The sequence below is a fragment of the Nocardioides palaemonis genome (genome assembly GCF_018275325.1).
GTDB lineage: Bacteria > Actinomycetota > Actinomycetes > Propionibacteriales > Nocardioidaceae > Nocardioides > Nocardioides palaemonis.
Map to the genome: position 1 here is coordinate 871,919 of NZ_JAGVQR010000001.1, position 26,266 is coordinate 898,184.

The 26,266-nt window shown below is 70.6% G+C and carries 27 protein-coding genes; 24 read left to right on the forward strand and 3 right to left on the reverse strand.

Annotated elements, in window-relative coordinates; translation table 11 throughout:
- Window positions 1-18: 18 nt before the first annotated feature.
- The gene (locus KDN32_RS04140) at window positions 19-783 is read right to left on the reverse strand and encodes a sulfite exporter TauE/SafE family protein (RefSeq protein WP_307853700.1); all 765 of its coding nucleotides are present in this window, start codon (window positions 781-783) and stop codon (window positions 19-21) included.
- A gap of 2 nt (window positions 784-785) precedes the next feature.
- Window positions 786-1,487 carry a FadR/GntR family transcriptional regulator gene (locus tag KDN32_RS04145; protein WP_211730835.1) on the reverse strand — a complete coding sequence of 234 codons (702 nt, stop codon included), beginning with the start codon at window positions 1,485-1,487 and terminating at the stop codon, window positions 786-788.
- Between the two features lie 84 nt (window positions 1,488-1,571).
- Between KDN32_RS04145 and KDN32_RS04150 the strand changes: the two genes are divergently transcribed.
- The 4 genes from KDN32_RS04150 to KDN32_RS04165 are packed head-to-tail and all read left to right on the forward strand — an operon-like array spanning window position 1,572 to window position 6,518.
- On the forward strand, window positions 1,572-2,963 hold the full coding sequence (locus KDN32_RS04150) for an SLC13 family permease (protein WP_307853701.1): 1,392 nt from the start codon (window positions 1,572-1,574) through the stop codon (window positions 2,961-2,963).
- 8 nt (window positions 2,964-2,971) lie between these two features.
- Window positions 2,972-4,141 (forward strand): CaiB/BaiF CoA transferase family protein, encoded by a 1,170-nt coding sequence (locus KDN32_RS04155; RefSeq protein ID WP_211730836.1) that lies wholly within the window; start codon window positions 2,972-2,974, stop codon window positions 4,139-4,141.
- On the forward strand, window positions 4,138-5,583 hold the full coding sequence (locus tag KDN32_RS04160; RefSeq protein ID WP_211730837.1) for a carboxyl transferase domain-containing protein: 1,446 nt from the start codon (window positions 4,138-4,140) through the stop codon (window positions 5,581-5,583). The genes KDN32_RS04155 and KDN32_RS04160 overlap by 4 nt, the downstream gene beginning before the upstream one ends.
- Window positions 5,584-5,627: 44 nt before the next feature.
- Window positions 5,628-6,518 (forward strand): alpha/beta fold hydrolase, encoded by an 891-nt coding sequence (locus KDN32_RS04165; RefSeq protein ID WP_211730838.1) that lies wholly within the window; start codon window positions 5,628-5,630, stop codon window positions 6,516-6,518.
- Between the two features lie 162 nt (window positions 6,519-6,680).
- Here the strand turns inward: KDN32_RS04165 and ku are convergent, their stop codons facing one another.
- Window positions 6,681-7,649, reverse strand: a complete 969-nt coding sequence (gene ku, locus KDN32_RS04170; protein ID WP_211730839.1) for a non-homologous end joining protein Ku — start codon at window positions 7,647-7,649, stop codon at window positions 6,681-6,683.
- 93 nt (window positions 7,650-7,742) lie between these two features.
- Here ku and ligD (KDN32_RS04175) point away from each other — a divergent pair, with 93 nt between their 5' ends.
- From ligD (KDN32_RS04175) to KDN32_RS04270, 20 genes are all read left to right on the forward strand, one after another.
- Complete coding sequence (ligD, locus tag KDN32_RS04175) at window positions 7,743-8,657, forward strand: non-homologous end-joining DNA ligase (protein WP_211732362.1); 915 nt, start codon at window positions 7,743-7,745, stop codon at window positions 8,655-8,657.
- Window positions 8,654-9,547, forward strand: coding sequence for a non-homologous end-joining DNA ligase (gene ligD, locus KDN32_RS04180; protein ID WP_211730840.1), 894 nt, complete (start codon window positions 8,654-8,656; stop codon window positions 9,545-9,547). The genes ligD (KDN32_RS04175) and ligD (KDN32_RS04180) overlap by 4 nt, the downstream gene beginning before the upstream one ends.
- 108 nt (window positions 9,548-9,655) lie before the next feature.
- Window positions 9,656-9,802: a hypothetical protein gene (locus KDN32_RS04185; protein ID WP_211730841.1), complete on the forward strand. Its 147-nt coding sequence runs from the start codon at window positions 9,656-9,658 to the stop codon at window positions 9,800-9,802.
- Window positions 9,803-9,824: 22 nt separating this feature from the next.
- Window positions 9,825-10,514, forward strand: a complete 690-nt coding sequence (locus tag KDN32_RS04190) for a response regulator transcription factor (RefSeq protein ID WP_249216350.1) — start codon at window positions 9,825-9,827, stop codon at window positions 10,512-10,514.
- Window positions 10,515-10,758: 244 nt separating this feature from the next.
- The gene (locus KDN32_RS04195) at window positions 10,759-11,823 is read left to right on the forward strand and encodes a TadA family conjugal transfer-associated ATPase (RefSeq protein ID WP_249216351.1); all 1,065 of its coding nucleotides are present in this window, start codon (window positions 10,759-10,761) and stop codon (window positions 11,821-11,823) included.
- Window positions 11,813-13,357 carry a recombinase family protein gene (locus KDN32_RS04200; RefSeq protein ID WP_211730842.1) on the forward strand — a complete coding sequence of 515 codons (1,545 nt, stop codon included), beginning with the start codon at window positions 11,813-11,815 and terminating at the stop codon, window positions 13,355-13,357. Before KDN32_RS04195 ends, KDN32_RS04200 begins: the two co-directional genes overlap by 11 nt.
- Before the next feature lie 434 nt (window positions 13,358-13,791).
- Window positions 13,792-14,250 carry a helix-turn-helix domain-containing protein gene (locus KDN32_RS04205; RefSeq protein ID WP_211730843.1) on the forward strand — a complete coding sequence of 153 codons (459 nt, stop codon included), beginning with the start codon at window positions 13,792-13,794 and terminating at the stop codon, window positions 14,248-14,250.
- Window positions 14,251-14,563: 313 nt separating this feature from the next.
- Window positions 14,564-15,244 (forward strand): SAF domain-containing protein, encoded by a 681-nt coding sequence (locus tag KDN32_RS04210; protein ID WP_211730844.1) that lies wholly within the window; start codon window positions 14,564-14,566, stop codon window positions 15,242-15,244.
- 3 nt (window positions 15,245-15,247) lie between these two features.
- Entirely contained in the window at window positions 15,248-16,090 is an 843-nt protein-coding gene (locus KDN32_RS04215) for a CpaE/TadZ family protein (RefSeq protein WP_211730845.1), read from the forward strand.
- Complete coding sequence (locus tag KDN32_RS04220; protein ID WP_211730846.1) at window positions 16,087-17,799, forward strand: TadA family conjugal transfer-associated ATPase; 1,713 nt, start codon at window positions 16,087-16,089, stop codon at window positions 17,797-17,799. The genes KDN32_RS04215 and KDN32_RS04220 overlap by 4 nt, the downstream gene beginning before the upstream one ends.
- Window positions 17,796-18,725, forward strand: coding sequence for a type II secretion system F family protein (locus KDN32_RS04225; protein WP_211730847.1), 930 nt, complete (start codon window positions 17,796-17,798; stop codon window positions 18,723-18,725). The genes KDN32_RS04220 and KDN32_RS04225 overlap by 4 nt, the downstream gene beginning before the upstream one ends.
- Entirely contained in the window at window positions 18,722-19,639 is a 918-nt protein-coding gene (locus tag KDN32_RS04230; RefSeq protein WP_211730848.1) for a type II secretion system F family protein, read from the forward strand. The genes KDN32_RS04225 and KDN32_RS04230 overlap by 4 nt, the downstream gene beginning before the upstream one ends.
- Before the next feature lie 55 nt (window positions 19,640-19,694).
- Window positions 19,695-19,901 carry a hypothetical protein gene (locus KDN32_RS04235; protein WP_183097425.1) on the forward strand — a complete coding sequence of 69 codons (207 nt, stop codon included), beginning with the start codon at window positions 19,695-19,697 and terminating at the stop codon, window positions 19,899-19,901.
- An 8-nt stretch (window positions 19,902-19,909) separates the two neighbouring features.
- The gene (locus tag KDN32_RS04240) at window positions 19,910-20,305 is read left to right on the forward strand and encodes a TadE family protein (RefSeq protein WP_211730849.1); all 396 of its coding nucleotides are present in this window, start codon (window positions 19,910-19,912) and stop codon (window positions 20,303-20,305) included.
- Window positions 20,302-20,760 carry a TadE/TadG family type IV pilus assembly protein gene (locus KDN32_RS04245; RefSeq protein WP_211730850.1) on the forward strand — a complete coding sequence of 153 codons (459 nt, stop codon included), beginning with the start codon at window positions 20,302-20,304 and terminating at the stop codon, window positions 20,758-20,760. Before KDN32_RS04240 ends, KDN32_RS04245 begins: the two co-directional genes overlap by 4 nt.
- Window positions 20,757-21,194: a TadE/TadG family type IV pilus assembly protein gene (locus tag KDN32_RS04250; RefSeq protein ID WP_068104911.1), complete on the forward strand. Its 438-nt coding sequence runs from the start codon at window positions 20,757-20,759 to the stop codon at window positions 21,192-21,194. Before KDN32_RS04245 ends, KDN32_RS04250 begins: the two co-directional genes overlap by 4 nt.
- Window positions 21,191-24,430: a LysM peptidoglycan-binding domain-containing protein gene (locus KDN32_RS04255; protein WP_211730851.1), complete on the forward strand. Its 3,240-nt coding sequence runs from the start codon at window positions 21,191-21,193 to the stop codon at window positions 24,428-24,430. Before KDN32_RS04250 ends, KDN32_RS04255 begins: the two co-directional genes overlap by 4 nt.
- Window positions 24,431-24,452: 22 nt before the next feature.
- Window positions 24,453-24,728, forward strand: coding sequence for a hypothetical protein (locus KDN32_RS04260; RefSeq protein WP_211730852.1), 276 nt, complete (start codon window positions 24,453-24,455; stop codon window positions 24,726-24,728).
- Window positions 24,725-25,300 carry a hypothetical protein gene (locus KDN32_RS04265; protein WP_211730853.1) on the forward strand — a complete coding sequence of 192 codons (576 nt, stop codon included), beginning with the start codon at window positions 24,725-24,727 and terminating at the stop codon, window positions 25,298-25,300. Before KDN32_RS04260 ends, KDN32_RS04265 begins: the two co-directional genes overlap by 4 nt.
- Window positions 25,294-26,217: a hypothetical protein gene (locus tag KDN32_RS04270; RefSeq protein ID WP_211730854.1), complete on the forward strand. Its 924-nt coding sequence runs from the start codon at window positions 25,294-25,296 to the stop codon at window positions 26,215-26,217. Before KDN32_RS04265 ends, KDN32_RS04270 begins: the two co-directional genes overlap by 7 nt.
- The last annotated feature ends 49 nt before the right edge of the window (window positions 26,218-26,266 follow it).

The window sequence follows — 26,266 nt, forward strand, 5'->3', positions numbered from 1 at the left end:
GCGGGCGCCGGTCGGGAGTCAGAACAGCAGGAGCGCGGCGACGACCCCGGCCGCCACGACGGCCCAGCGGAACACCGCGTCGGGGAGCACGCGACCGATGCGCGCGCCGACGTAGCCACCGACGAGGGAGCCGACGGCGAGCAGCACCGCCACGTCCCAGCGCGGGTCGGCGACGACGACGAAGATGAGGCCGGCGACGATGTTGCCGACCATCAGCGACAGCGTCTTGAGCCCGTTGACCACGCGCAGCTCGAGGTCGGTGCCGATGCCGAGGACGGCGACCATCATCACGCCGGCGCCGGCCCCGAAGTAGCCGCCGTAGACGCCGGTGAGGGTCGCGAACGCGGTGGTCGCCGGTGACATGTGCCGGCGCTCGGCGAGCTGCTCGCCGTGGCGTCGCTCGTGCCGGGCCCGGAGCCATGCGGCCACCCGCGGCTGGATGCCGACGAGGGCGCAGGTGAAGAGGATGAGGTAGGGCACGACCGCCTCGAACACGCCGGGCGGCAGCCCGAGGAGCAGGGCCGCGCCCGCGACCGCGCCGACCGCGCAGACCAGGACGATCATCCGGGCGACCGGGCCGGCCTCGCGGACCTCCCGGCGGTAGCCCACCACCCCACCGAGGCCGCCCGGGATGAGGCCGAGGGTGTTGGACACGTTGGCCGCGACCGGCGGCAGGCCCAGGCCGACCAGCACCGGGAAGCTCAGCAGTGACGCGACTCCGACGGTGGAGGACAGCACGCCGGCGCCGAAGCCGGTGACGACCACCAGGAGCGCGTCGAGCACCGTCACGGCTGCTCGCGGAGCAGGGCGACGTCGCTCACCATCGCGACGTGGGCGTGCATCGCCTGTGATGCCGCGACGGGGTCGCCGGCGCGGATCGCCTCGGCGATGGCCCGGTGCCCGGCGAGCGAGTCCTGCGGCCGGCCGGGCTGGCCGAGCGACTCGATGCGGGTCTCCTTGATCAGGTCGCCGATCTCGCCCATCAGCCGGGCCAGCAGCAGCGAGTGGGACGCCGCCGTCACGGCGCCGTGGAACCGCTCGTCGCCCTCCACGCCCCGCCCGCCGGCGGCGATGTCGGCCTCCATGGCGGCGAGGGCGTCGTCGATGCGGGCCAGGTCCTCGTCGGTGCGGCGCAGGGCCGCGAGCGAGGCGATCTTGGTCTCCAGCGCGTCGCGCGTCTCGATCACCTCGGGCAGCCGGTCGGCGTGGCTGCGGATCGCCTCGACGATCCGGCTGGCCTTCTCCTGGCGCTCGGTCACCACGGTCCCGTCGCCGTGGCGCACCTCGACCACGCCGACCACCTCGAGCGCGACCAGCGCCTGGCTGAGGGTGGCGCGGCTGACACCGAGGCGCTGCGCGAGCTCGCGCTCGGGCGGCAGCTTGTCCCCGGCGGCGAGGCCGTTGTCGCTGATCCACGCCGAGATCTGCCCGGCCACCTGCTCGTAGAGCCGGGTGCGCAGGAGCCGGGGCGGGAAGGAGTCGGCCATGGACCTACCCTATTGACGATTGGCCCAGAGTGCTATTGGCTAGGCCACTGATCCAGCATGTGACGAGGGCCACCCCCGCCCCGCGTGCTGGCACTCGACCCGAAGAAGCTCGGAGGTCTCGTCATGGGTCCGGAATGGATCGCGATCATCGCCCTGGTCGCCTTGTTCGTGGTCGGCACGCTGCTGCCGATCAACATGGGAGCGCTGGCCTACGTCGCCGCGTGGCTGGTCGGCATGTACTCCCTCGGCCTGGACGAGAAGGAGATCCTCGCCGGCATCAGCGCCGACCTCGTCCTCACCCTGATCGGGGTGACGTACCTCTTCGCCATCGCCCGGCAGAACGGCACCGTCGACCTCATCGTCCGCACGGCGGTGTCGTCGGTCGGCGGCCGGGTGGCGCTGATCCCGTGGGTGATGTTCGCGGTCACCGCGGTCATCACTGCGATCGGCGCGGCCAGCCCGGCCGCGTGCGCCATCATCGGTCCGATCGCGCTGGGCTTCGCCGGCCGCTACGGCATCAGCCCGCTGATGATGGGCATGTTCGTCGTGCACGGCGCGCAGGCCGGCGGGTTCTCGCCGATCTCGATCTACGGCACGATCACCAACTCGGTGATGGAGGACGCCGGTCTCGGCGCCTCGCACCTGACGATCTTCTTCTCCAGCCTCGTGGTCAACACCGTGATGGCCGCGATCCTCTTCGTCGTCCTCGGCGGCCGCAAGCTGATGTCGCTGCGGATGGACGCCGAGGGCGAACTGGTCCAGGTCGGCGGCGGCACCGCTGCCGTCGCGGGCGGCTCCTCGCGCCCCGACCGCTCCGACGCCCGCTCGGCCACCGGTGCGACGCCCACCACCGGCACCCCGAACGCCGACGACGCCGGCACCACCCTCGAGCACGCCCTGACCCTGCTCGCGTTCCTCGCGGTCGCGGTCGTCGCGCTGGTCTTCGACAAGAACATCGGCTTCGCTGCGATCACGGCAGCCGTGGTGCTGTCGATCCTCACGCCCAAGGCCTACAAGGACACCGTCAAGCAGATCGCCTGGCCCACCGTCCTGCTGGTCGCCGGCGTCAGCACGTACGCCACGATCCTCACGACCGCCGGCTCCCCGGAGTTCGTCGGGAAGTGGGCCGCCGGGCTGGGCGCCGCCGCGATCGGCGCACTGATCCTCTGCTACGTCGGCGGCATCGTGTCGGCGTTCGCCTCCTCCACCGCGCTGCTGCCGGTGATCATCCCGATCGCGATCCCGCTGGTCGCCGGGGGCGGCATCTCCGCGGGCCTGTTCGTCGCCGCGCTCGCGGTCAGCTCCACGATCGTCGACGTCAGCCCGTTCTCCACCAACGGCGCCCTCATGCTGGCCAACCGGCCCGACAGCATCGAGGAGACCACCTACTACAAGCAGATCCTCGGCTATGCCGTGATCGTGACCCTCGTCGGCCCGCTGCTCGTCTGGGCAGCCCTCGTCCTCCCCGGATGGTGAACAGAACAATGACCGGACCACTCTCCGACCTCCTCGTCGTCGACCTCACCCGTGCCCTCGCCGGTCCGCACTGCACCCAGATGCTGGGCGACCTCGGTGCCCGCGTGGTGAAGGTCGAGGCACCCGGCAGCGGCGACGACACCCGCGGCTGGGGCCCGCCGTTCGTCGGCGAGCCCGACGCCCGCCAGTCGACGTACTTCCTGTGCACCAACCGCAACAAGGAGTCGATCGCCCTCGACCTCAAGGACGCGACCGACAAGGACGTCCTGCTCGGCCTGGTCGAGCGGGCCGACGTGCTGGTGGAGAACTTCCGCACCGGCGTGCTCGAGCGGCTCGGCCTCGGCATCGAGGAGCTGATGCGGCGCAACCCGCGACTGGTCGTCCTGTCCATCACCGGCTTCGGCCACGACGGTCCCGAGGGCGGCCGCGCCGGCTACGACCAGATCGCGCAGGGCGAGGCCGGCCTGATGTCGCTCACCGGCTCGGGGCCCGACGACCCGCAGCGCGTCGGCGTCCCGATCGCCGACCTGCTGTCGGGCATGTACGGCGCCTACGGCATCCTCGCCGCGCTCCACGAGCGCGAGCGCACGGGCAAGGGCCAGGTCGTGCGGACGTCGCTGCTCGCCTCGGTCGTCGGCGTGCACGCCTTCCAGGGCACGCGGTGGACGGTCGCCGGCGAGGTCGGCCGCGCGCAGGGCAACCACCACCCCTCCATCGCGCCCTACGGACTGTTCCACTGCCGCGACGGCGCCGTGCAGATCGCGCTCGGCAGCGAGGGCCTGTGGAAGCGGTTCTGCGAGGGCTTCGGGCTCGACCCCGAGGCCGAGGGGCTCGCCAGCAACGGCGAGCGCGTCGCGCACCGCGACCGCGTGATCGAGGTCGTCGAGGCCGCCTTCGCCGACTGGGACTCCGAGCCGCTGCTGGCCCGGCTGGCCGAGGTCGGCGTCCCGGCCGGCAAGGTCCGCACCCTCGACGAGGTCTACGAGTGGGACCAGGTGGCCAGCCAGGGACTGCTGCTCGACGTCGAGCACGCCAGCCTCGGCCACCTCACCCTCCCCGGCCCGCCGCTGCGGTTCTTCGACGCCGTGGGCGCCGAGGTCACCCGCCGTGACCACGTCGCGCCGCCGCTGCTCGACCAGCACGCCGACGAGATCCGTGCCTGGGTGGGCGGGGCGTGACCCGCCGCTGGACCGCCCACGAGCTGCTCGACCTCGTCCTCGACGCGGGGACGTACGCCTCCTGGGACCAGCCGATCGACCTCTCCGGGGTCGAGCCGGGCTACCGCGCCGTCCTCGAGGCGGCCGCCGCGAAGGCCGGCACCGACGAGTCGGTGCTGACCGGACGCGGCGAGGTGCGCGGGCGCCCGGTCGCGGTCGTGGTCAACGAGTTCGCGTTCCTCGCCGGCTCGATCGGGCGCGTCGCGGCCGACCGGATCATCGCGGCGGTCCGTCGTGCGACCGCCGAGGGCCTGCCGCTGCTGGCCAGCACTGCCTCCGGCGGCACCCGCATGCAGGAGGGCACGCCGGCCTTCGTGCGGATGGCGGAGATCTCCCGGGCGCTGATGGACCACCGCGCGGCGGGCCTGCCCTACCTCGTGCACCTGCGCCACCCCACGACCGGCGGGGTCTACGCCTCGTGGGGCTCGCTCGGCCACGTGACCGTCGCGGAGCCCGGCGCGCTGGTCGGTTTCCTCGGCCCGAAGGTGTTCGAGGCGCTCAACGGCCGACCGTTCCGTCCCGGCGTCCAGGTCGCCGAGCACCTCGCGGCGCAGGGCGTCATCGACGGCGTGGCCGCCGCCGAGGACCTCCCGGCGCTGGTCGACCTCGCGCTCGGCGTGCTCGTCGACCCGCCGGGCGCCGGCTCGCTGCCGCAGCGGCCCAAGCGGCTGCTCGGCGACCACCCGGCGTGGGACAGCATCGAGCGGACCCGGGCCACCGGCCGGCTCGGGCTGCGCGACCTGCTCGCCCACGGTGCCACCGGCACCGTGCGGCTGCGCGGCACCGACGAGGGCGAGCGCGACTCGACCGTGACCGTCGCCCTCACCCGGATCGACGACCAGCCGTGCGTCGTCGTCGGCCAGGACCGCTCCCGCCAGACCCCGGGCCACCTGATGGGTCCGGGCGCGCTGCGCGAGGCCCGCCGGGGCATGCGGCTCGCCGAGGAGCTCGGGCTGCCGCTGGTCACCGTGATCGACACCCCCGGGGCCGAGCTGTCGCCCGAGGCCGAGGAACGGGCGATCGCGGGCGAGATCGCCCGGTGCATCGCGACCCTCACCACGATGCGGGTGCCGACGCTCTCGGTCGTGCTCGGCCAGGGCTGTGGCGGGGGAGCGCTCGCGCTGCTGCCGGCGCGGATGGTCGTCGCGACCGAGCATGCATGGCTCTCCCCGTTGCCGCCCGAGGGTGCCAGCGTCATCGTGCACGGCGACGTCTCGCACGCCGCCGAGATGGCCACGCAGCAGCGCGTACGCGCCGTCGACCTGCTCGCCGACGGGATCGTGCACCACATCGTGCCCGAGGTCGACGGCGAGGAGCCGGCGGCGCTGGCGGCCGCGGTGGCGGCCGAGGTCGGGACGCGGCTGCGCGAGCTCACCGGCGCGGCGGTGGCGCAGGCCTGCTGAGCGCTCCGCCCGGCCGCTCGCGGGCACCGTGCCATGATCGCGGCATGGTCGACTACCTCACGCTCGACGACGGCCGGACGCTGGAGCACCTCGAGGGTGGCGACCCCGACGGCTTCCCGCTCGTCTACCACTCCGGCACGCCGAGCGCGGTCGTCGAGGACCCCCACCTCTTCGCCGCCGCGGCGTCCGCCGGCCTGCGCCTGGTGACGTGCTCGCGGCCCGGCTACGGCCAGTCCACCCCGCGCGGCGGCCCGGACCACCTCGTCGCGCCGATCCTCGCGGACGCCGACGACACCGCGGCGCTGCTCGACCACCTCGGCATCGGCGACTTCGTGACGCTGGGCTGGTCGGGCGGCGGGCCGCGAGCGCTGGCCTGCGCCGCCGCGATGCCCGCACGGTGCCGCGCGGCAGCGCTGCTCGCGGGCGTCGCGCCCCACGGCGTCGACGGCCTCGACTGGCTGGCCGGGATGGGCGAGGAGAACGTCCGCGACTTCGAGGCCGTCGCCGCCGGGCGCGAGGTCTACCGCCCGATCGCCGAGCAGCAGGCGGCCGAGCTCGGCGCCGTCACCGCCGACGACATCGTCGCCGCGTTCGGCGACCTGGTCGACGAGGTCGATGCCGCCGCGCTGACCGGCGACTTCGCCGAGGTCGTCGCGGCGTCGTTCCGCCGCGCGATGGAGCAGGGGCCGGTCGGCATGGTCGAGGACAACCTCCAGATCGTCGCGCCCTGGGGCTTCGACGTCGGCGACCTCCGCGTACCGGTGTCGGTCTGGCAGGGCGAGCACGACCGGATGGTGCTCTACGCCCACGGCCAGTGGCTGGCCGCCGCGATCCCCGGCGCCCGCGCCCACCTCTTCGCCGATGAGGGCCACGTGTCCCTCGTCGCGCGCATCGACGAGATCCTCGCCGACCTCAAGGACCTCGCCGGCCTCTGACTGCCTGCCCTCCCGAGCGGTGTGCCACCCACATTCGGAGCGAGTGGAACGTGGGTGGGCCACCGCGGGAGAGCGCGTCGTACGGCGCCGCGCCGGTGAGCGGTGTGCCACCCACATTCGGCGCGAGTGGAATGTGGGTGGGCCACCGCTCGTACGCGAGGCTCAGCTGGCCTTCTTCGCTGCCGTCTTCTTCGTGGTGGTCTTCTTGGCGGCCGACTTCTTGGCCGCGGTCTTCTTGGCAGCGGCCTTCTTGGCCGGCGCCTTCTTCCCGGACGCCTTCTTGCCCGCAGACTTCTTCGCGGGCTTCGCGTCGTCGGAGTCGGAGTCGGAGTCGGCGTCGGCCTCACCCCGGGCGGACTTCGCCGCGGCGACCGACTTCTGCAGCGCGGCGAGCAGGTCGACCACCTCGCCGGAGGTCTTGGTGGAGGTCTCGGTGCGCTTGATCTCGCCGCCCTCGATCTTCGACCGCACGAGCGCCTCGACGGCGCCGGCGTAGTCGTCCTCGAACTCGGTGGCGTCGAAGTCGCCGGCGAGGGTCTCGACGAGCATCTGCGCCATCTTGACCTCCTGCGGCTTCGCGTCGTCGACCTCGACCTTGAAGTCCGGCACCCGCACCTCGTCGGGCCACATCATCGTCTGGAGCACGATCACCTCGCCCGCCTCGGTCTCACGCACCCGCAGCACCGCGATCGTGGTGCGCTGGCGCAGCGCGACGGTGACGACCGCCATCCGGTCGGCGTCCTTGAGCGCCTGGCGGAGCAGGGCGTACGGCTTCGCGCCCTGGCCCTCGGGCTCGAGGTAGTAGGACTTCTCGAACAGCAGCGGGTCGATCTGCTCGCGCGGCACGAACTTCTCGACCGCGATCTCGCGCGACGACGTCGACGGCAGCTCGGCCATGTCGTCGTCGGTGAGGATGACCATCTCGCCGTCCTCGGTCTCGTAGCCCTTGGCGATGTCGGCGTAGGCCACCTCCTCGCCGTCGAGCGAGCACACCCGCTGGTACTTGATCCGCCCGCCGTCCTTGGCGTGCACCTGGCGGAACGACACGTCGTGGCTCTCGGTGGCGGCGTACAGCTTGACCGGCACGCTGACCAGCCCGAAGGACACCGCGCCCTTCCAGATCGCTCGCATGGGGAAGACCTCTCGTCACAGTGGGTCACACCAGTATCAGGGTGAGCGTGTCGCGCGTCACGCCCGAGGGTGCAGACTGGCGCGGTGCGTCCGATGCTCGCGTCCAAGGCCGACCGCGTGCCCACGGGCGCGGAGTGGCTCCACGAGGTCAAGTGGGACGGCGTACGGGTGCTCGTCGACGCCCACGACGGGGTGGTGCGGATGACCAGCCGCAACGACAACGACGTCACCCCCGCATGGCCCGACCTGAGCGCCCCGCCGCTGGGGACGCGCGACCTGCTGGTCGACGGCGAGGTGATCGCCCTCAACGACCGCGGCGTGCCGGACTTCCGGGTCCTCCAGCACCGGATGCACGTGCGCAACCGGCAGGAGGTCGCCCGGCTGGTCACGAAGGTCCCCGCAACGCTGATGGTCTTCGACCTGCTGCGCCTCGACGGCGAGGACCTCACCGCGCGACCGCTGGAGGAGCGGCGGGCGCTCCTCGAGGAGCTGCCTCTGGCCGAGTCGCGCTGGCAGGTCCCGGCGGCGTACGACGACGGCGACATGCTCTTCACCGCCACCCTGCAGCAGGGCCTCGAGGGGGTGGTCAGCAAGCGCCGCGGGTCGCGCTACCGCTTCGACGCGCGCAGCGACGACTGGCGCAAGCTCGCCCACCGCCACCGCGGCTCGTTCGTGGTCGGCGGCTGGCGGCCGCAGGTCGGGACGGAGAACCGGCTCGCCGCGCTGCTCGTCGGCGAGGTCACCGAGGATGGCCTGGCCTACCGCGGCCGGGTCGGCAGCGGCATCGCCGGAGCGACGAGCGCCCGGCTCGCCCGGCTGCTGGAGCCGTACGCCGCGAGCGCCTCGCCGTTCGTCGACGAGGTCCCGAAGGAGGACGCCCGCGGCACCTTCTGGGTCGAGCCGCGCGTCGTGGTGGACGTCGACACCCACGGCCTGGGCTACGACCGGCTCCGGCAGCCGTCCTTCCAGGGTGTGCGCGACGACCTGACCCCGGAGGACCTCGGATGAGTGAGGTCCACGTCGACGTCGAGGGCCGGACCCTCACGATCAGCAACCTCGACAAGGTGCTCTACCCGCGCACCGGTACGACCAAGGGCGAGGTGCTGCACTACTACGCCGCCGTCGCCCCCGTCCTGCTGCCGCACCTGCGCGACCGGGCGGTGACCCGGATCCGCTGGCCGCACGGCGTGGAGCGCTCGAGCTTCTTCGAGAAGAACGCGCCCGCCGGCACCCCGTCGTGGGTCCGCACGGTCGACGTGCCGACCACCGGGTCGCGCACTGGCGCGGGCGACGGCACGCTCCGCTTCCCGATCTGCGACGACCTCGCCACCCTCACCTGGCTGGCCAACCTCGCCGCGCTGGAGCTGCACGTGCACCAGTGGACGGTCGAGGAGGACGGCACCCCCCGCCACCCCGACCGGTTGGTCATCGACCTCGACCCCGGCGAGCCGGCCGGGCTGCACGAGTGTGCGCAGGTGGCGCTGATGGTCCGCGACGCGCTGGGCGCGCGCGACCTCACCTGCACGCCCGTGACGAGCGGCAGCAAGGGTCTGCACCTCTACGCGCGGATGGACGGCACGCTCGACAGCGACGGCACGACCGCGCTCGCCAAGGAGGTGGCCGAGGAGCTGCAGAAGGAGCACCCCGAGCTGGTCACGAGCGTGATGACCAAGGCCAAGCGGCCCGGCAAGGTGTTCCTCGACTGGTCGCAGAACAGCGGCTCGAAGACCACCGTCTCGCCGTACTCCCTGCGCGGGCGCGAGCGGCCCACCGTCGCCGCGCCGCTGACCTGGGACGAGGTCGAGGAGGGGGCCGACGACGAGCTGGCCCTCGAGCAGCTCTCGCTCCAGCAGGTGCTCGAGCGGGTGGGCGACCTTGGCGACGTGTTCGACGCCTGATCAGCCCTTCGCCCACGGGATCCGCGGGTGACGAAGGTCCCGAGAACTGTTACCCCGTGTGACCACCGCGAGGGGCCCGCGTGGAACTCGTGACCAGAGACTTGACCCATGTCCCGCATCGCACTGATCCCCGTCGCAGCCCTGCTGGCTGCCGGCGCGGTCGTGGCCGGACCCGGGGAGAGCGCACCCGCAGAGCCCGCTCCCACCGGGGTCTTCCAGACCGCCGACACGGGGATTCAGTCCACCGGCCGCTAGGTCTCTCTATATGCTCGCGGTCATGGTGCACGACGTGCTGGTCGTTGAGGACGAAGAGGACATCGCCGTCCCCCTGATGCGCACCCTGGAACGTGAGGGTTACGAAGTGACCCGCGTCTCGGGTGGAGCGGAGGCGGTGGGCCGTGTCGTCGACGACGCCCCGGCCGTGGTGATCCTCGACCTGGGACTGCCCGACATGGACGGTCTCGACGTGTGCCGCCAGATGCGCGCCGGTGGTTATGGCGGCGGCATCATCATGGTCACCGCCCGTGCCGGCGAGCTCGACCGCGTGGTCGGACTCGACGTCGGCGCCGACGACTACCTCGCCAAGCCGTTCGGCCTCGCCGAGCTGCTCGCCCGCGTGCGTGCGCTGCTGCGCCGCTCGTCCGCGGCCACCGAGGACACCACCACCGTCGTCACCTCGTCGGGCCTCAAGATCGACGCCGCGTCGCGCCGGGTGCACCTCAACGACAAGGAGATCGCGCTCACCGCGAAGGAGTTCGACGTCCTCGCGGTGCTGGCCTCCCACCACGACAAGGTGGTGCCGCGCGAGACGCTGATGAACCAGGTGTGGGACCAGAACTGGTACGGCTCGACGAAGACGCTCGACGTCACCATCGGCCGGCTGCGCTCCAAGCTCGAGGCCGCCGACGCCGGGGAGAAGGTCGTCGCGATCCGCGGCGTCGGCTTCCGCCTGGAGACCGGCTCCTGACCCTGGCCTGACCGCGGTCCTGCCCGCGCGCCAGCCTCACCCCGGGTCGCCCTCGCCCCGGGGTAGTCCAGTGGCGAGACGTCGTGCGACGGCGCCCGGGACAGCGTCTGGCCACTGGACTACCCCGGCCGGCGGGCCCCGACCGACCTCCGGGAGTTCTCCACAGGCTCTGCCGTGGGTCTGGTTTGCCCGCTGCCGACGCGGGTAACTTCCGAGAGCACGTTCTCGGGAACCTGGGGGGCTCATGGCCGTCGACCGCGCCACCGTCGACCGTCCGATCGCGGACCGGTCGAGCCACGACGCGCTCGTCCGGCGCCTCGACGACCAGGTCCGCGAGCGGGTGCGGCGCGAGGGCGTCGACCCGCAGCGCGAGGCCGACGCCGTACGTCGCATCGCCGAGGACGTCGTCCGCGACCACGACCAGCTCAGCCTGACGGGTGCGGTCGCCCCGGTCGCCGATGCCGACGCGGTCGTGACCGACTTGCTGGCCCGGGTGGCCGGCTTCGGCCCGCTCCAGCCGTTCCTCGACGACCCCGAGGTCGAGGAGGTCTGGATCAACTCCCCGGAGCGGGTCTTCATCGCGCGCCGCGGGCGCCACGAGCTGACCAACCTGCGCCTCGACGCCGACCAGGTCTCCGAGCTCGTCGAGCGGATGCTCAAGTCGAGCGGCCGCCGCATCGACATCAGCACGCCCTTCGTCGACGCGATGCTGCCCGAGGGGCACCGGCTCCACGTCGTGCTCGAGGGCATCAGCCGCGGCTTCACCGCGGTCAACATCCGCAAGTTCCTGCTGCGCGCCCACCGGCTCGGCGACCTCGTCGCCCTCGGCAGCCTGACCCCGCAGGCCGCGCGGTTCCTCGAGGCGTCGGTCCGCGCCGGGATGAACATCCTGGTCGCCGGCGGCACCCAGGCCGGCAAGACCACGATGCTCAACTGCCTCGCCGCCGCCGTCCCCGGCGGGGAGCGGGTGGTCAGCGCGGAGGAGGTGTTCGAGCTGCGCTTCAGCCACCCCGACTGGGTGGCCATGCAGACCCGGCAGGCCGGGCTCGAGCAGACCGGCGAGATCGTCCTGCGCGACCTGGTCAAGGAGGCGCTGCGGATGCGGCCCAGCCGGATCCTCGTCGGTGAGGTGCGCGCCGCCGAGTGCCTCGACCTGCTGCTGGCCCTCAACTCAGGGTTGCCGGGGATGTGCACCCTCCACGCCAACAGCGCCCGCGAGGCGCTGGTCAAGATGTGCACCCTGCCGCTGCTGGCGGGGGACAACAGACAAATGGGGATGTGTAACCTACGATGGGTGCGTGGCAGTTGAGACCGCCCTGTCGTATGGCCGCGCCAGCCGCGATCCCAAGCGGCGCGGCGCGAGTGTCGACACTCAGCTTCGGGAGAACGAGCAGTGGGCGATAGCCCACGGAGTTGCGATCACCCACACCATCCGCGACGACGATCGCTCTGCGAGCGCCTACCGCAAACGAGAACGTGAAGGCTTCGAGGAAGCGCTCAGTCTGATTCGAACGCGGGTCGTCGATCTTGTTCTCGTGTGGGAGATGAGCCGGGCGTCGCGCGACCTCGACGATTACGTTCGGCTCCGATCCGCGTGTCACGAAGCAGGGGTTCATTTGGTCTACAAGGGGCGGCGATTCGACCTGAGTCGTGCGGACGACCGATTGTCGACCGGGCTGGACGCCCTACTGGCTGAGCGTGAATCGAACGACATCCGCGATCGCAACCTGCGCACCGTCTCCGCGAACGCAAACCGGGGGCGCCCGCACGGACGTTTGCCGTACGGATTTCGTCGCGAGTATGACCCGACCACGGGCGCGCTGATACGTCAGACTCCGTACTCAGCGAGCGACCCCACACAACTGCTGCCTGAGGCTACGGTGCTGGCGGAGGCAGCCCATGCGCTACTGCAGGGTGCCACCCTGCGCGGCATATGCCGAGAGCTGAACACTCGGGGTGTCCCGACGCCTCGCAAGCCTCGACGGCACACGTTGCATGACAATCCAGACGGTGTCGTGACCCGTTGGGAGCCTGCGACCTTGCGGCAGCTCCTGCGCAATCCGACCATCGCGGGTCGTCGAGTGCATCGAGGAGAAGACATCGGCCCCGCCGACTGGGAGCCGATCCTCGATTACGGAACCTGGCTAAGACTCCATGCTCTTCTGAGTGACCCCGCGCGCCTCAGCGTCAAGGTCCCGCGAGGGCCTGCTCCGAGACACCTGCTGTCCGGGATTGCTTGCTGTGGTGAGTGCGGAGCCCGAATGAAGGCAGCCACAAATCTGTCCCGATTGCCGCGCGCGTATGTATGCCGGAACGAGGGCTGCATGAAGGTGACTGTGACTGCAGACCGTGTAGACGAGCGCATAGAGGAGGTTCTCCTAGCGCTTTTCGATCGTCCTGACTTCCAACAGGCACTTGCGGAGGCACACCGGCGACGCGAGACCTCGATGGCAAAACGCCCCGATATCTCTTCGCTGATTGCCGAACGAGAATTGGAGCTTGAAGAGGTCGAGGACTTGCGCGCTTCGGGAGATCTGACGCTCCGCGCGTATGCGGCAGAGACGAAGCGGATAGAGAACGCGATCGATCAGCTGCGGGGACAGCAGGTCGCCGCCGTCTCTTCGCCAGCTTTGCGGCGATTGCTGAGCGCCTCCACCCTTCAAGATGGCTGGCGAAGTGCGAGCCTCTCTGACCGACGGGAGGTTGTTCGCCTCCTACTCCGCGTGACGATCAAACGGGCCATTGTTCGCGGGCGCAGGTTTGACCCGGGGCGGGTCGATATCGAACCGAGTGAGCTGATCACTCAGGAAGCCTTGGTTTCGGGCGGTGTCGCTGCGGTCTGACGGTCCGCGAGCCCTGGCACAGTTCCACGCGAGTTGGCGACCAGGTCTCTACGATGATCAAATTCGGACGGAAGTAGTAGTTCGAGCAGTCGATCGGCGACACGCGCTGGTGGCACCGGGAATCGCTGGGCGATCTCGCGCGCGCTGGCACTCGCCTTGTCACTCATGATTGCCTCCTCGCTGCCCCTCTGGCGACGCCCGTCGTCTGGTCTCCTAAGTGCGCGAGGTGACTGTGGGCGATCACCAGCGGCAGCCAATTTCGAGCGGATGGCAGCCGACATCGGGCCAAGGCGACTAGAGGTTTTGAGGTGGGTGGATCTCTCCAAGAAGCCGACGCCGGCGCCTTGATTGCCTCGACCGCGTGGTCGCTCCTGGGCGTGGATCCTTGTCCGCCTCGCACGTACCGAGAACGTCTGCCGGTAGGTTCGCCACTGATGGTTTCCGGCATCGATCCTTCAGAATTGCGTGCTGCCCGCGAGAAGGCGGGACTGACACAGCACGAGCTCGCGCGCCTCGTCGGTGCGGCCGGCGGAGAGCGCATATCGCGTTGGGAGCTCGGCACGTCAGTTCCCCGGCCAGATTTCCTGGTCAAGCTCGCGCGAGCACTCGACATCCCCACGCTGCGGCTCGTTCGCCTCGACGGCGAGCTTCCGGATCTCAAGGCGCTGCGTCTGCAGGCAGGGCTCACCGTGCCCGATCTGGCTGATGCCGTGAACGTGGCTGTGCCGACGTATTACGCATGGGAGCAGGGCCGCTGGACCAGGCTCCCAGCATCCAAGACGCTCGAAGCGCTCGGCCGGGCATTCGGGGAGTCCTTCGACGTGGTCGCCGCTGCGTTTAAGGAGGCTCAGCGGCAGCGCCGCGGGCGTGGAGACATCAGCCGCCTCGGCTGAGATGTGAGTGCCCCGTACGTGGGTTTGACTCGCAATCCACAGGGCAAAATTCCTTCCGGACGAACCGAGCGATTTGTGGTCCCATGGACTCCGATTGTTCGGAAGCGTTGATGTTCAGTCCCATCGGGGGATTGGGCCGCGCGACCTCTTGCGGTCAGGACTCGGGCGATGACATCTCGGAATCGGTCACCTGTGGACAACGCGTCGCTCGATAGAAAGGCACTAGCGTGTCAGTATCGAATTGGGCTCCTGCTGATCGCTGCGGGCCCGTCTCGATACGTAGGTGACTGAGACACGAAAGGACTCGGGATCCATGTCGCTGAACACCGCTCAAGGGGTCGCGGGCGACGCGCCCCCCAGCAGCCGACCTGCGCACAATCTCAACAACAGTCCACGGCTCAAGCGGCGCCGCAGGCCGTGGGTGTTCGCACTTTGTGCAGCCCTTGTCGCCGCAGGTGCGCTGGGAACCGCGTTCGCGTTCAGCTCGGTCAGCGACACCCAAGAGGTCCTGGTCGTCAGCCGTGACATCAAGCGCGGCGAGACCATCGATGCCGGTGACCTCTCGGTGGTGCGGGTGAGCGTCGACCCAGCGCTGACCCCGGTCGCCGGGAGTCAGAGGGGCGAGCTCGAGGGCAGCCGCGCCGCGGTCGACCTGTGGGCCGGCACGCTGCTCACCGAGGAGGCCGTCACCGACAGCCTGGTTCCGGGGGAGGGGGAGTCCCTGGTGGGCATCAGCCTCACTCCTGCACAGATGCCGTCCGAGCCACTCTACAGCGGCGACGCCGTCCGGATCGTCACCACTCCCGGTGATCAGGGCGAGGTCACCGACAAGGACCCGGTCACGGTGGAGGCAGTCGTCGTTGGTGTTAGCCGGGTCGAGGAGACCGGCGAGACCGTGGTCGACGTCTCTGTGCCCGAAGGCGACGCCGCCGACCTGGCAGCCCGCGCCGCGACGGGCCGGGTCGCACTGGTCTTGGACACGCGGGAGCGCTGAGCGATGGCGCTGATCGTCCTCGCCTCGGCCAGCGGTTCGCCCGGGGTCTCCACCACGGCGCTGGGACTCACCCTTAACTGGCACCGTCCCGTGCTCCTGGTCGACGCCGACCCGACCGGGTCCTCCGCGGTCCTCGCCGGCTACTTCCACGGCACTCAGGAACCCACCGGCGGGCTGATCAACCTTGCCCTCGCGCTGCGCGAGGGGACGCTGGCTGCCGCACTTCCTCGCGAGACGCTGTTGCTGGACCCCGAGGCCCCGGCCGAGCGCGCGCCTTGGTTCCTGCCTGGCATTCGCGCCCACGAGCAGGCCCCGAGCCTGCTGCCGCTGTGGGAGCCGCTTGCCGAGCAGCTGCGTGCGCTGGACCGCAACGGCCAAGACGTCATCGTCGACGCCGGCCGGCTCGGTCTGGCTGGTTGGCCGCAGCCGCTCGTCGCTGCCTCCGACCTGACCCTGCTGGTCACGCGCAGCTCGCTGCCCGCGCTGGCCGGTGCACGCTCGTGGGCCAAGATGCTGAGCGACCAGTTCGCCGCCGTCGGTGGCCTCTCGCGACTCGGCCTCCTCCTCGTCGACGAGGACCGCCGGTGGTCGGCGATGCCCACGGGCGTCCCGCGGGTGCGTCCCTACACGCCGCGCCACATCGCCAAGGCACTCCAGATCTCCGTCGCAGCATCCGTGGGCTGGGATCCCGAGGCCGCGGAGGTCTACTCCCACGGGGCCCGCAAGCCGCGCAAGTTCGAGTCCTCCGACCTGGTGCGCAGCTATCGCACCGGAGCGTCCTTGATCCACTCCGTCCTCACCTCCAACCAGGCCGCCCTCGCCCACCCGATCGGAGGCCGCGCATGAGCACCAACGGACACCAGCCCGGAGCCCAGGACTGCGAGCCGCTCCGTGCCGACGAATGGCTCGCGGCGCGACACGTAGACCGCAGCCCGCGCTCCCCGTTTGCCCGCGGCCGCGGCACCGACGGCAGCCAGCCGGCCACGCAGCCCCCGCCGCCGCCGGCACCGACCAGCGAGGACCACGACCCGATGTCGCTGCCGATCTTCGCGGGCGCCTGGACCGGCGAGGATCAGCTGCCGGGGCGCACCCGCTCGGACTTCACCCTCCGCCCGCTCGTCGCCAGCCCCAACGACCAGCCGCACGCGTTCGCCGCCACCGACTACTACGACGGCGTCGACGTGGGGGAGGTCGAGCTGGACTGGGAGCTCATCGCCCAGTACCGGGCCGAGATCTCCTCCCGGCTGACCGCCCGGCTGGACAAGGAAGGCGGCCGGGTCACCGACGAGGACCGCGAGCAGATGGGCCTCGACGTCATCGAGGAGTTCATCAAGTCCGAGGCCGAGACCCTCGTCTCGACCGGCCGTCCGCCGTGGAGCCGCCAGCAGGAGGCCGCCCTCAAGGCCGCGCTCAAGGCCGCGCTGTTCGGTCTCGGCCGGCTGCAGCCGCTGGTCGAGCGCGAGGACGTCGAGAACATCATCGTCATCGCCCGCGGCCCGGAGTGCGCCGTGTGGCTGGAGCTCGTCGACGGCACACTGGTCGAGGCCGCCCCGATCGCCGACTCCGAGGACGAGCTGCGCGAGTTCCTCGCCGACCTCGGCTCCCGGCAGAACCGGCCCTTCACCGAAGCGCGTCCGCACCTGGATCTGCGCCTGCCCGGCGGCGCCCGGCTCGCGGCCGGCTCCTGGGTGATGGCCTACACCTCGGTGGTGATCCGCCGGCACGGGATGCGCGAGGTGTCGATGGACGAGATGGTCTACGACCGCAAGGCGTGCGGCGCGGTCTTGGCCGACTTCCTCGCCGCCTGCGTCCGCGCCGGCAAGAGCATCGTCGTCTCTGGCGTCCAGGCCTCGGGCAAGACCACCTGGGTCCGCGCCCTGTGCTCGTGCATCCCGCCCTGGGAAATGATCGGCACCTTCGAGACCGAGTTCGAGCTGCACCTGCACGAGCTGGTCGACCGGCACAAGATCGTCCACGCCTGGGAGCACCGGCCCGGATCCGGCGAGGTCGGCATCGACGGCCGCCAGGCCGGTGAGTTCAGCCTCGAGGAGGCCATCCACCACTCCTTCCGGTTCAACCTCGCCCGCCAGATCGTCGGCGAGGTCCGCGGCCCGGAGGTCTGGAACATGCTCAAGGCCATGGAGTCCGGCCCGGGCTCGATCAGCACCACTCACGCCCGCAGCGCCGAGCACACCATTGAGAAGCTCGTCTCCTGCGCCATGGAGAAGGGCCCGCAGGTCACCCGCGAGCTCGCGATCAGCAAGCTCGCCGCCGCCATCGACATCGTGATGTACCTGCGATCCGAGGTCGTCCCCAACGGCGACGGCACGTTCCGCAAGCAGCGCTGGGTCGAGGAGGTCCTGGTCGTCCAACCGAGCATCGACGCGGCCCGCGGGTATGCGACCACCCCGATCTTCGCCCCGAACCAGCTCGGCCAGGCCGTCGCCACCGGGAAGCTCGACAACTTCCTCGCCCAGGAGCTCGCCCGCCACGGGTTCGACCTCGAGGCGTACAAGGCCGAGTCCCAGGCAAACCCGGGGGTGGCGATCTCATGACCGCCTTCCTGCCCGCCGTCTTCGGGGCGCTCATCGTCATCGGCCTGATCGGCATGGTCTACGCGCTGATCCCCGCACCTCCGAAGCCGCCGCGGCCCGCCCGGACCGTCACCCCGTTCGGTCGGGCGGGTGGCTGGTTCACCCGGCTCAATTCGCGCACCCGGATGCTGGTCATCGGCGGCGCTGTCGCCGGCCTCCTGGTCGCGCTGCTGACCGGCTGGGTGATCGCGATCGTGCTCGTCCCGGCCGCGATCGTCGGCATCCCGCTGCTGCTCACGCCCCCGCCGGCGGCCGCGAGCGTCGAGAAGCTCGAGGCGCTCGAGGAGTGGACCCGGTCACTGTCCGGCAAGCTGACGGCCGGACAGTCGCTGCGCTCGGCGCTCATCAAGTCGCTGGAGTCGGTGCCGGCGCCCATCGAGCGCGAGGTCGGCCTGACGGTCTCTCGGCTCTGGAACAACACCGCCACCACCGAGGACGTGCTGCGCGCCTTCGCTGAGGACCTCAACGACTCCACCGGAGACGTGGTGGCCGGCCAGCTGATCCTCGCCGCCAGCGGTCGCGGGCAGGCCGGCCTGGCCAAGGCGCTGGACGCCCTCGCCGAGACCGTCGCGGCCGACGTGCGCGCCCGCCGCCAGATCGCCGCCGACCAGGCCAAGCCGCGGACCACCGCCCGCACGGTCACCGTGATCACCCTCGGCGTCCTGGGCATGCTCGCCCTCACCGGCGACTACATCGAGCCGTACGGCAGCCCGCTCGGCCAGGTCATCCTCGCCGTCCTGCTGACCGCCTACGTGGCCACGCTGCTGTGGATGCGCCGGATGGCGGTAGCCAAGCCGCTCCCGCGCTTCCTCGACCTCCAGGCCCGCAACGCGCACCGAGCGGCGCACGGAGCGGGGCGCGGGGAGAAGGAAGGAGCACTCGTATGACGGGCCTCCAGCTCGCGCTCGCCAGCGGCACCCTCCTCGGGCTCGCCGTTGCCCTGCTCGTGTGGCGCCTGGCCCCGTCCGACCCCGACCTCGCCGACGCCCTGGACCGGCTCTCGCCCGGCCACGTCGTACCCCGACGCAGCGCCGGCCCGCTCGACGTCGAGGAGAGCACCGAATCCGGATCGTTCGTCGACCGGATCGGCGTGTGGGCGATCAAGAACATGCCCGGGGGAGCGTGGGCACACACGCCCCGCAAGGACCTGGCCATCCTCCAGATCAGCGAGACCAGGTTCTACGGCGAGAAGGTCGTTTGGGCGCTGCTCGGCCTGGCCATGCCGCCGCTGTTCGCGGCGTTCTTCGCGCTGATCGGGCTCCCGCTCCCGTTCGTGATCCCCACCTTCGGGTCGCTCGGGCTCGCCGCACTGTTCTGGTTCATGCCCAACTACAACGCCACTGACGACGCCAAGAAGGCCCGCATCGAGTTCAGCCGGGCACTGGGCGCCTACATCGACATGGTCGCCACCGGAGTCCGCGACGGCTCCAGCGGTCAGCAGGCGCTGCGCTCCGCGGCCGAGGTCGGCGACACCTGGGTGTTCAAGCGGATCGAGAGCGAGCTGCGCCGCGCCCGCTACATGACCCGCGCCCCCTGGGACTTCCTGCACGGGCTCGCCGATGACCTCGGCGTCCCCGAGCTCGACGACCTTGCCGACATCATGCAGCAGTCCGGCCAGGACGGCGCCCAGATCTACAACAACCTCCGCGCCCGCGCCGCCGCCCTTCGCTCGGCGATGCTCAGCGCCGAACTCGGGAAGGCCAACGCCGTCTCCGAGCGCATGTACATCCCCGCCAGCCTGCTCGGCATCGTCTTCATGGCGATCCTCGTCACCCCGTCGATGCTCCGATTCGCGACCTAACACCGACGTCAATCCCGGGACACCCCGAACTCCACACCCAGAAAGGAACAACCCGATGTTGAAGCTCTTCATCACCCTCCAGGTGACGGCCCTCGCCGTGATCGCCAGCATGGAGGACCGCATCGTCAAGCACCGACGCGACGAGCGCGGCTCGGTCACGATCGAGCAGGTCATCTGGGCCGGCGCGGTCATCCTCATCGTCGGCATCGTCGTCGCCGCGATCAGGGCGTTCGTGACCAGCGAGGCCGGAAAGATCAAGTAGGTCCGTCCATGTTCTCCAGCTCTCGCCGCCGACGCCGGGACGAGCGCGGCTCAGTGGCCATCCAGATGGTCTTCCTGATGCCCGCGCTCTTCGCGGTGATGTTCCTCGGTGTCCAGGGAGCGCTGTACTACCACGCCCGCGAAGTCGCGCTCGCGGCCGCGCAGGAGGGCGCACGCGAGGCGGGCAGCGAGAACGGCAGCCGTGAGTCCGGAGTGGCGGCCGCGAACGGCTTCCTCCGGGACGCCGGCGGATCCGACGTGATGACGTCGACCAGCGTCTCCGGGGCACGGACCACGACAACGGCCACGATCACCGTCACCGGCAAGTCCATGAGCGTGATCCCCGGCTGGCACGTGACCGTCCGCCAGAGCGCCAGCGTCCCGGTCGAGAGGCTCACCGAATGATGGGGCAGATCATCTGGGAACGCGCCTCCAACCGCAGCCGGGACGAGCGCGGATCGGTGGCCATCGAGGCCGCGATCGGCGTCCCGGCCTTCGGGCTGTTCGTGGCGATGATAATCCTCGGCGGCCGCGTCGAGATCGCCAAGCAGTCCGTGGAAGCAGCCGCGTACGAGGCAGCCCGGGCAGCCTCGATCGAGCGAACCCAGAGCGAGGCGATCGCCGCAGGCAGGTCCTCGGCCGCAAGCAGCCTGCACGACCAGGACGTGAACTGCACCAGCACGAACATCACGGTCAACGCGGCGGCGTTCAACGCACCGATCGGCAACACCGCCCAGGTGAACGTCACGGTGACCTGCACGGTCAACCTGTCGGACCTGAGCATCCCCGGCGTACCCGGCACCCGCACGATCACCGCAACCGCGAGCAGCCCCGTCGACGCCTACCGGGAGCGCCGATGATGAGGCACCCGGTCCGACGACAGCGCGACGAGCGCGGCGCCATCAGCGTCTGGTTCGCCACCGCGTCACTGGTGATGATCATCCTGGTCGGGATGACCGTCGACGTCGGCGGCAAGGTGCACGCCCAGCAGCAGGCCCGCAGTGCTGCCGCCCAGGCCGCCCGCACCGGCGCCCAGGAGGTCCAGGGCTCGACCGCCATCCGCGGCGAGGAGCTCCGCGTCGACATCAACGCCGCCAAGTCCGCCGCACAGGGCTACCTCAACGCCGCCGGCGTGGAGGGCAGCGTCACCGTCGTCAACGGCGACACCCTGATTGTGCGCACCACCGACACCTACGACAGCAAGTTCCTCGGGATCATCGGGCTGGACTCGATGAGGGTCACCGGGGAGGCGTCTGCACGGCTCATCCGCGCCCAAGGAGGCATCGAACGATGACTACGCCCACCCTGCGCCAGCGGCTGACCGGGCTCCTCGCCACGGTCGCCGTCCTCGGCATCATCATCGGCCTGCCGGCCCTCTTCCTCGCGATCGGAGCCAACCCGATCCCCGACCAGGCGTCGAGCTGGGAGAGCGTCAAGGACGCACTCCTCGCACCCGACGACGGCACCCTGATCCTGGGCCTGTTCAAGGTGATCGGCTGGGCCGCGTGGGCCTTCATGACCCTCAGCCTGGTGGTGGAGACCGTCGCCCGGCTCCGCAGGGTCGAGGCGCCCAAGCTGCCGGGACTGGGTCGCCCGCAGGCCGTGGCCCACGGACTGATCGGACTCGCTGCCCTGCTGTTCATCGCAGCGCCGATCGCCGCACAGGCCGCCAACGCCGGCCCCGCCGCCGCATCCGCGCCGGCGGCGGTGGGCCATGTCCAGGCCGGGACCGTCGACCAGACGCCCGCCCAGCACGGCGTGAAGGTCGAGGCGAAGCAGGAGCGCGCGACGGTCGATCACTCGGTCAAGCCGGGGGAGAGCCTGTGGTCGATCGCTGAGGACCACTTCGGTGACGGCGCGCGCTACAAGGAGATCGCCGAGCTCAACCGCGACCTCCTCGGCTCCCGGCCCAGCTTCCTCGAGCCCGGCTGGGTGCTCAAGCTGCCCGCCCCGAACAGCGGAGCGCCGGCGCACTCCTACACCGTGCAACCCAACGACACACTCAGCGACATCGCCCACGACGAGCTCGGCGACGCCGACCGGTGGCCGGAGATCTACCAGGCCTCCACCGGCATCACCCAGCCCGGCGGCGCCCACCTCGCCGACCCCGACGTGATCGACGTCGGCTGGAAGCTCAACATCCCCGAAGCCCAGACACCTGCCGGTCACGACGACCGGCAGCAGCAGCCGCAGCCTCGCGAGGACAAGCCCGAGACCCTCGCCGAACCCAAGACCGAGCAGCAGCCGATCGACCCGCCGGCCGAGGAGACTCCGCCGGTCCCCGAGACCGAGGCCCCGGAGACCGCCGCGCCCGAGGTCCCGCAGGCCGAGGAGCCGACGGCGCCGGCCGCCGACGTCGACCAGGTCGACGAAGCCGACGACTCGATCCTCGAGGCGCCCTGGGTCCTCGCCGGTCTCACCGGCGGGGGCGTGCTGCTGTCCGGGGCCCTGCTGATGGCGCTGCGCTCCCGTCGGCGCTCCGCCTACCGGAACCGGCCGCCGGGTCGAGCGATCGCCGCCCCGCCGCCCGAGCTGGCGCCGGTGGAGATGACGCTGAACGCGACCGGTGCCGCCGCGGCCGCCACCGTGGAGTTCGCCGACGAGGCCCTGCGGCGCCTCGCGGCCGCGGTCGGAGCCCAGGGCACCACGATGCTGCCGCTGGCGGCCGTCGAGCTCGCGAAGGGCAAGCTGACGCTGCACCTGAGCGCCCCGGCCGCCGTCCCAGCTCCCTGGGTGGGCAGCCCCGACCAGACCCACTGGCACGTCAGCACGGACACCGCGGTGGAGGACCTCGGCCCCGACACCGACAACGTCGAGCCGCCCTACCCGCTGCTGGCCACCATCGGCATGAGCGACACCGGCGAGACCTGGCTGCTGAACTGCGAGAAGCTCTCCACGCTGACCATCAGCGGCGACCCCACCTACGGCCGCGATTTCGCCCGCCACCTCGCGGCTCAGCTGGCCGTCAACCCGTGGTCGCGCCGCGTCCAGGTCGACTGCATCGGCGTGGCCGAGGAGACCGTCGCCATGGACGAGCGGATCACCTACTACCCGACCGGTGCGGCCGGGACGCCCGCGACCTCGGAGCTCCTCGCCGCCGCGGTGACCACCGTCGACCGAGCGAAGCGACACGACACCGATGTGTCCACGGCCCGCACCGGCAGCGTCGACGACGACACCTGGCCCGCCAGGATGCTGCTCCTCGACGCCGCAGCCGGAGACCCCGACGACCTCGACCAGCTGCTGCAGCTGGTCAACGATCACGTCGGACAGTCCGCGACCTCCATCGTCGTTGCCGGCGAACGCCCGCAGACGCCCGGCGCGGTGCTGCACATGACCAACACCGGTCGCGTCGTCCTCGAGCACGTCGGCCTCAACCTCATCGCAGTCGGCCTCACCAGCGACGAGGCCCGCGGCTGCGCTCTGGTCTACGCCCAGAGCGAGACCCCGGAATACGTCGACACGCCCGTGGACGAGACCGCCACCGACGGCTGGGAGTCCTACACCGACTCCTCCGGAGCTCTGCGTCGTGAGTACACCCTGCCCCGCAACACCCCCGAGGGAGCCGTCGACGAGCCCCTGTCCTCCCTGCTCGAGGGCCAGGACGAGGAGTACATCCGCGAGAGCGCGATCGTGCAGGAGGACCTCGAGGCCCTGGCGCCGAAGGTGCCCGCCCACGTCCGCGCCGAGGTCGAGGAGAAGGACCCCGACCTGGACCAGGACATCGTCGACTGGTTCTCACCCACCTGTAACCGGCCCCGGCTCACCCTGCTCGGTCCGGTCGCAGCCCGAGCCCACGGCAAGGCGCTGGCCAAGCGCAAGCCGTACTTCACCGAGCTGCTGGCGTTCCTCGCGCTGCACCGCAAGCACGGCGCTACCCGCGAGCAGATCCGCGAGGCGTTCTCGATCTCCGACGGCAAGGTGCGCGACTACACCAACATCGTCCGCGACTGGCTCGGCACCAACCCCCGCACCGGCGAGGACCACCTTCCCTACGCCGACAAGGCACCGGCCGCAAAGGTCACCGGCGTCAACGTCTACCAGGTCGACGACGGCCTGCTCGTCGACGTGGACCTGTTCCTCCGGCTCCGCAAGCGCGGCCAGGCCCGAGGGGGCGCCGAAGGCGTCGCGGACCTGTGCACCGCGCTCGAGCTGGTCGGGGAGGCCCAGCCATTCAGCCAGCTGCGCGAGGAAGGATGGTCCTGGCTGGCCAACGAGCCCGACCGCGTCGACCTCATGGCCGCCGGCTGGATCGCCGACGTCGCGCTCATCGTCGTCACCGAGGCACTCGCGGCCGGCGACCTGGTCAAGGCCCGCTCCGCGGCCTACGTGGCCAACCGGGCCGACCCCGACGGCGAGAGCACCCGTCTGTGCCTGGCGCACGTCATGAAGGCCGAGGGAGACCAGCTCGAGGCCGACCGGATCCTGCGCGAGGAGATCTGCAACCGGTCCGACGACGGCGACGCCCCCATGGAACTGTCGGAGCGAACCAGGACCATCATTCGTACGCACGGCTGGCTCGCGAGCTGACTCGGGAAGGGAGCCCCAGCACATGACAACGTTCGACCAGGAGCTCACCGGCCGCTACGTCGCGGCCGGCGGAGACCGTCCCGACCCGGACGCCCGACGTATCGCCCGGGCCGTGTTCGTGCGAGACACCATCCGCACCCTCTACAACGCCGACAAGAAGTTCGGCACCGACCCGGCCGACAACGGCTCGCTCGCCGAGCTCGTCGACGCCGCCGAAGAACACCTCGAGCACATCGCGAACGACATCAGCCACCGATCAGTGATGGCGCTGCCCAACACAGGAGGAGACACCGCATGAGGAAGCACCACTCCGCACTCGGGGGAGTGGCCCTCGCCCTTGCCCTCACCCTTACAGGCTGCGGCGGCGACGACCCCGACCCTAAGGTCCAGGAGACGCCCACCGAGACTCCCTCGCAGACGCCTACCAGCACGCCGACCCCGAAGACCCCCGAGGAGAAGGCCGCGGCCCAGCTGACCGCCTACCTCGATGTCCGCGACGACGCGTTGAGGGCAATGAAGGTCAACGGCAAGCGTCTCGACAAGGTGGCTGCTGGACAGGAATATCTGACGCTCCAGCAGCGGATCATTGAGTACTCATCCAACAAGTTCACTCTCAGCGGCGCCTACGTGCACAACCTGGGAGAGCCACGGCAACGCAGCGACGTCACGATGCTGGTCGAGGACTGCGAGGACGAGACCGGTGTCGAATTCCTTACCGCCACGGGGAAGCCTGTGAAGCGGAGTCTCGGTGGTGTGCCGATCCCGGCCGCTAGGTCCGTCAAGTACACGCTGACTCTCACGAAAGGCCGATGGCTCGTGACCGCGTCCACCTACGTGCTCGACGAGAACGGCCAGGTGCAGCCATGCTGATTCTTCTTCGTCGATCCATCGCTTTGGCCCTGTTGGGCTTCACGCTCGCCGTGGCAGTCCAGTCTCCGGCGATCGCGGGTTCCTGCCCGGACGGGTCTGACCCCGTACCCGTTGAGCAGTGCGACGCACAGGGGAACTGCTCTGTGCAGTTGACTTGCCCCGGTGATGACGGTGGTGGCGGTGAGGAGCCGGGTGACGGCGGCGGCTCGTCGACTTGCACTCACAACGGCGAGACGATCCCGTGCCAACTTCCCGGCGTCGGCACGTGGAACGGCGAGTGCTACGTGACGCCGACACAATTGGAGGTTCAACCGCCGCCACCTCCAGGTCAGTCCGAGGATGACGGGGCGTGGTACTACTGCATCTATCCAAGTGGCGGCGGCACCTATGCGGGAACGGCGTGGGTGGTGGACGGAACGACGTTCATCGATCCGGTGGTCCTCGCGCAGCGCGCGATCGCGTCGATGGACCTGGACCCGATCAGCATCGGCATCGTGCCGGAGTCAGGTGCAGATCGCGCGGGCCTGGTTGGCTTGCCGGTGTGGATGTGGGTCGACAACCCGACCGACGACACGTTCGGACCGATCACCGAGTCCGCGAGCGAGGGGTCGGTGTCGGTCAGCGCGACCGCTAGCGTCTTGAGCATCGTGTGGAACATGGGCGACGGCACCAAGGTGAGCTGCACGGGCAAGGGCACGCCGTACGCAGATCACTACGGGAAGCAGCCATCCCCGACCTGCGGCCACCGCTACGCGAAGATGTCGTCGGACCAGCCCGACGGTGCCTACCAGGTCACCGCGACCAGCCACTGGGTTGTCGAGTGGACCGGCGGCGGCCAGTCCGGAACCATCGAGTTCGACCTGACCACCGACCCGCTGCCGATCCGCATCGGCGAGGCTCAGGTGCTCACCCAGTGATGGGCGCGCTGGCGATGGCGGGTCGGCGTGTGTCGAACAGGCGGGTCGT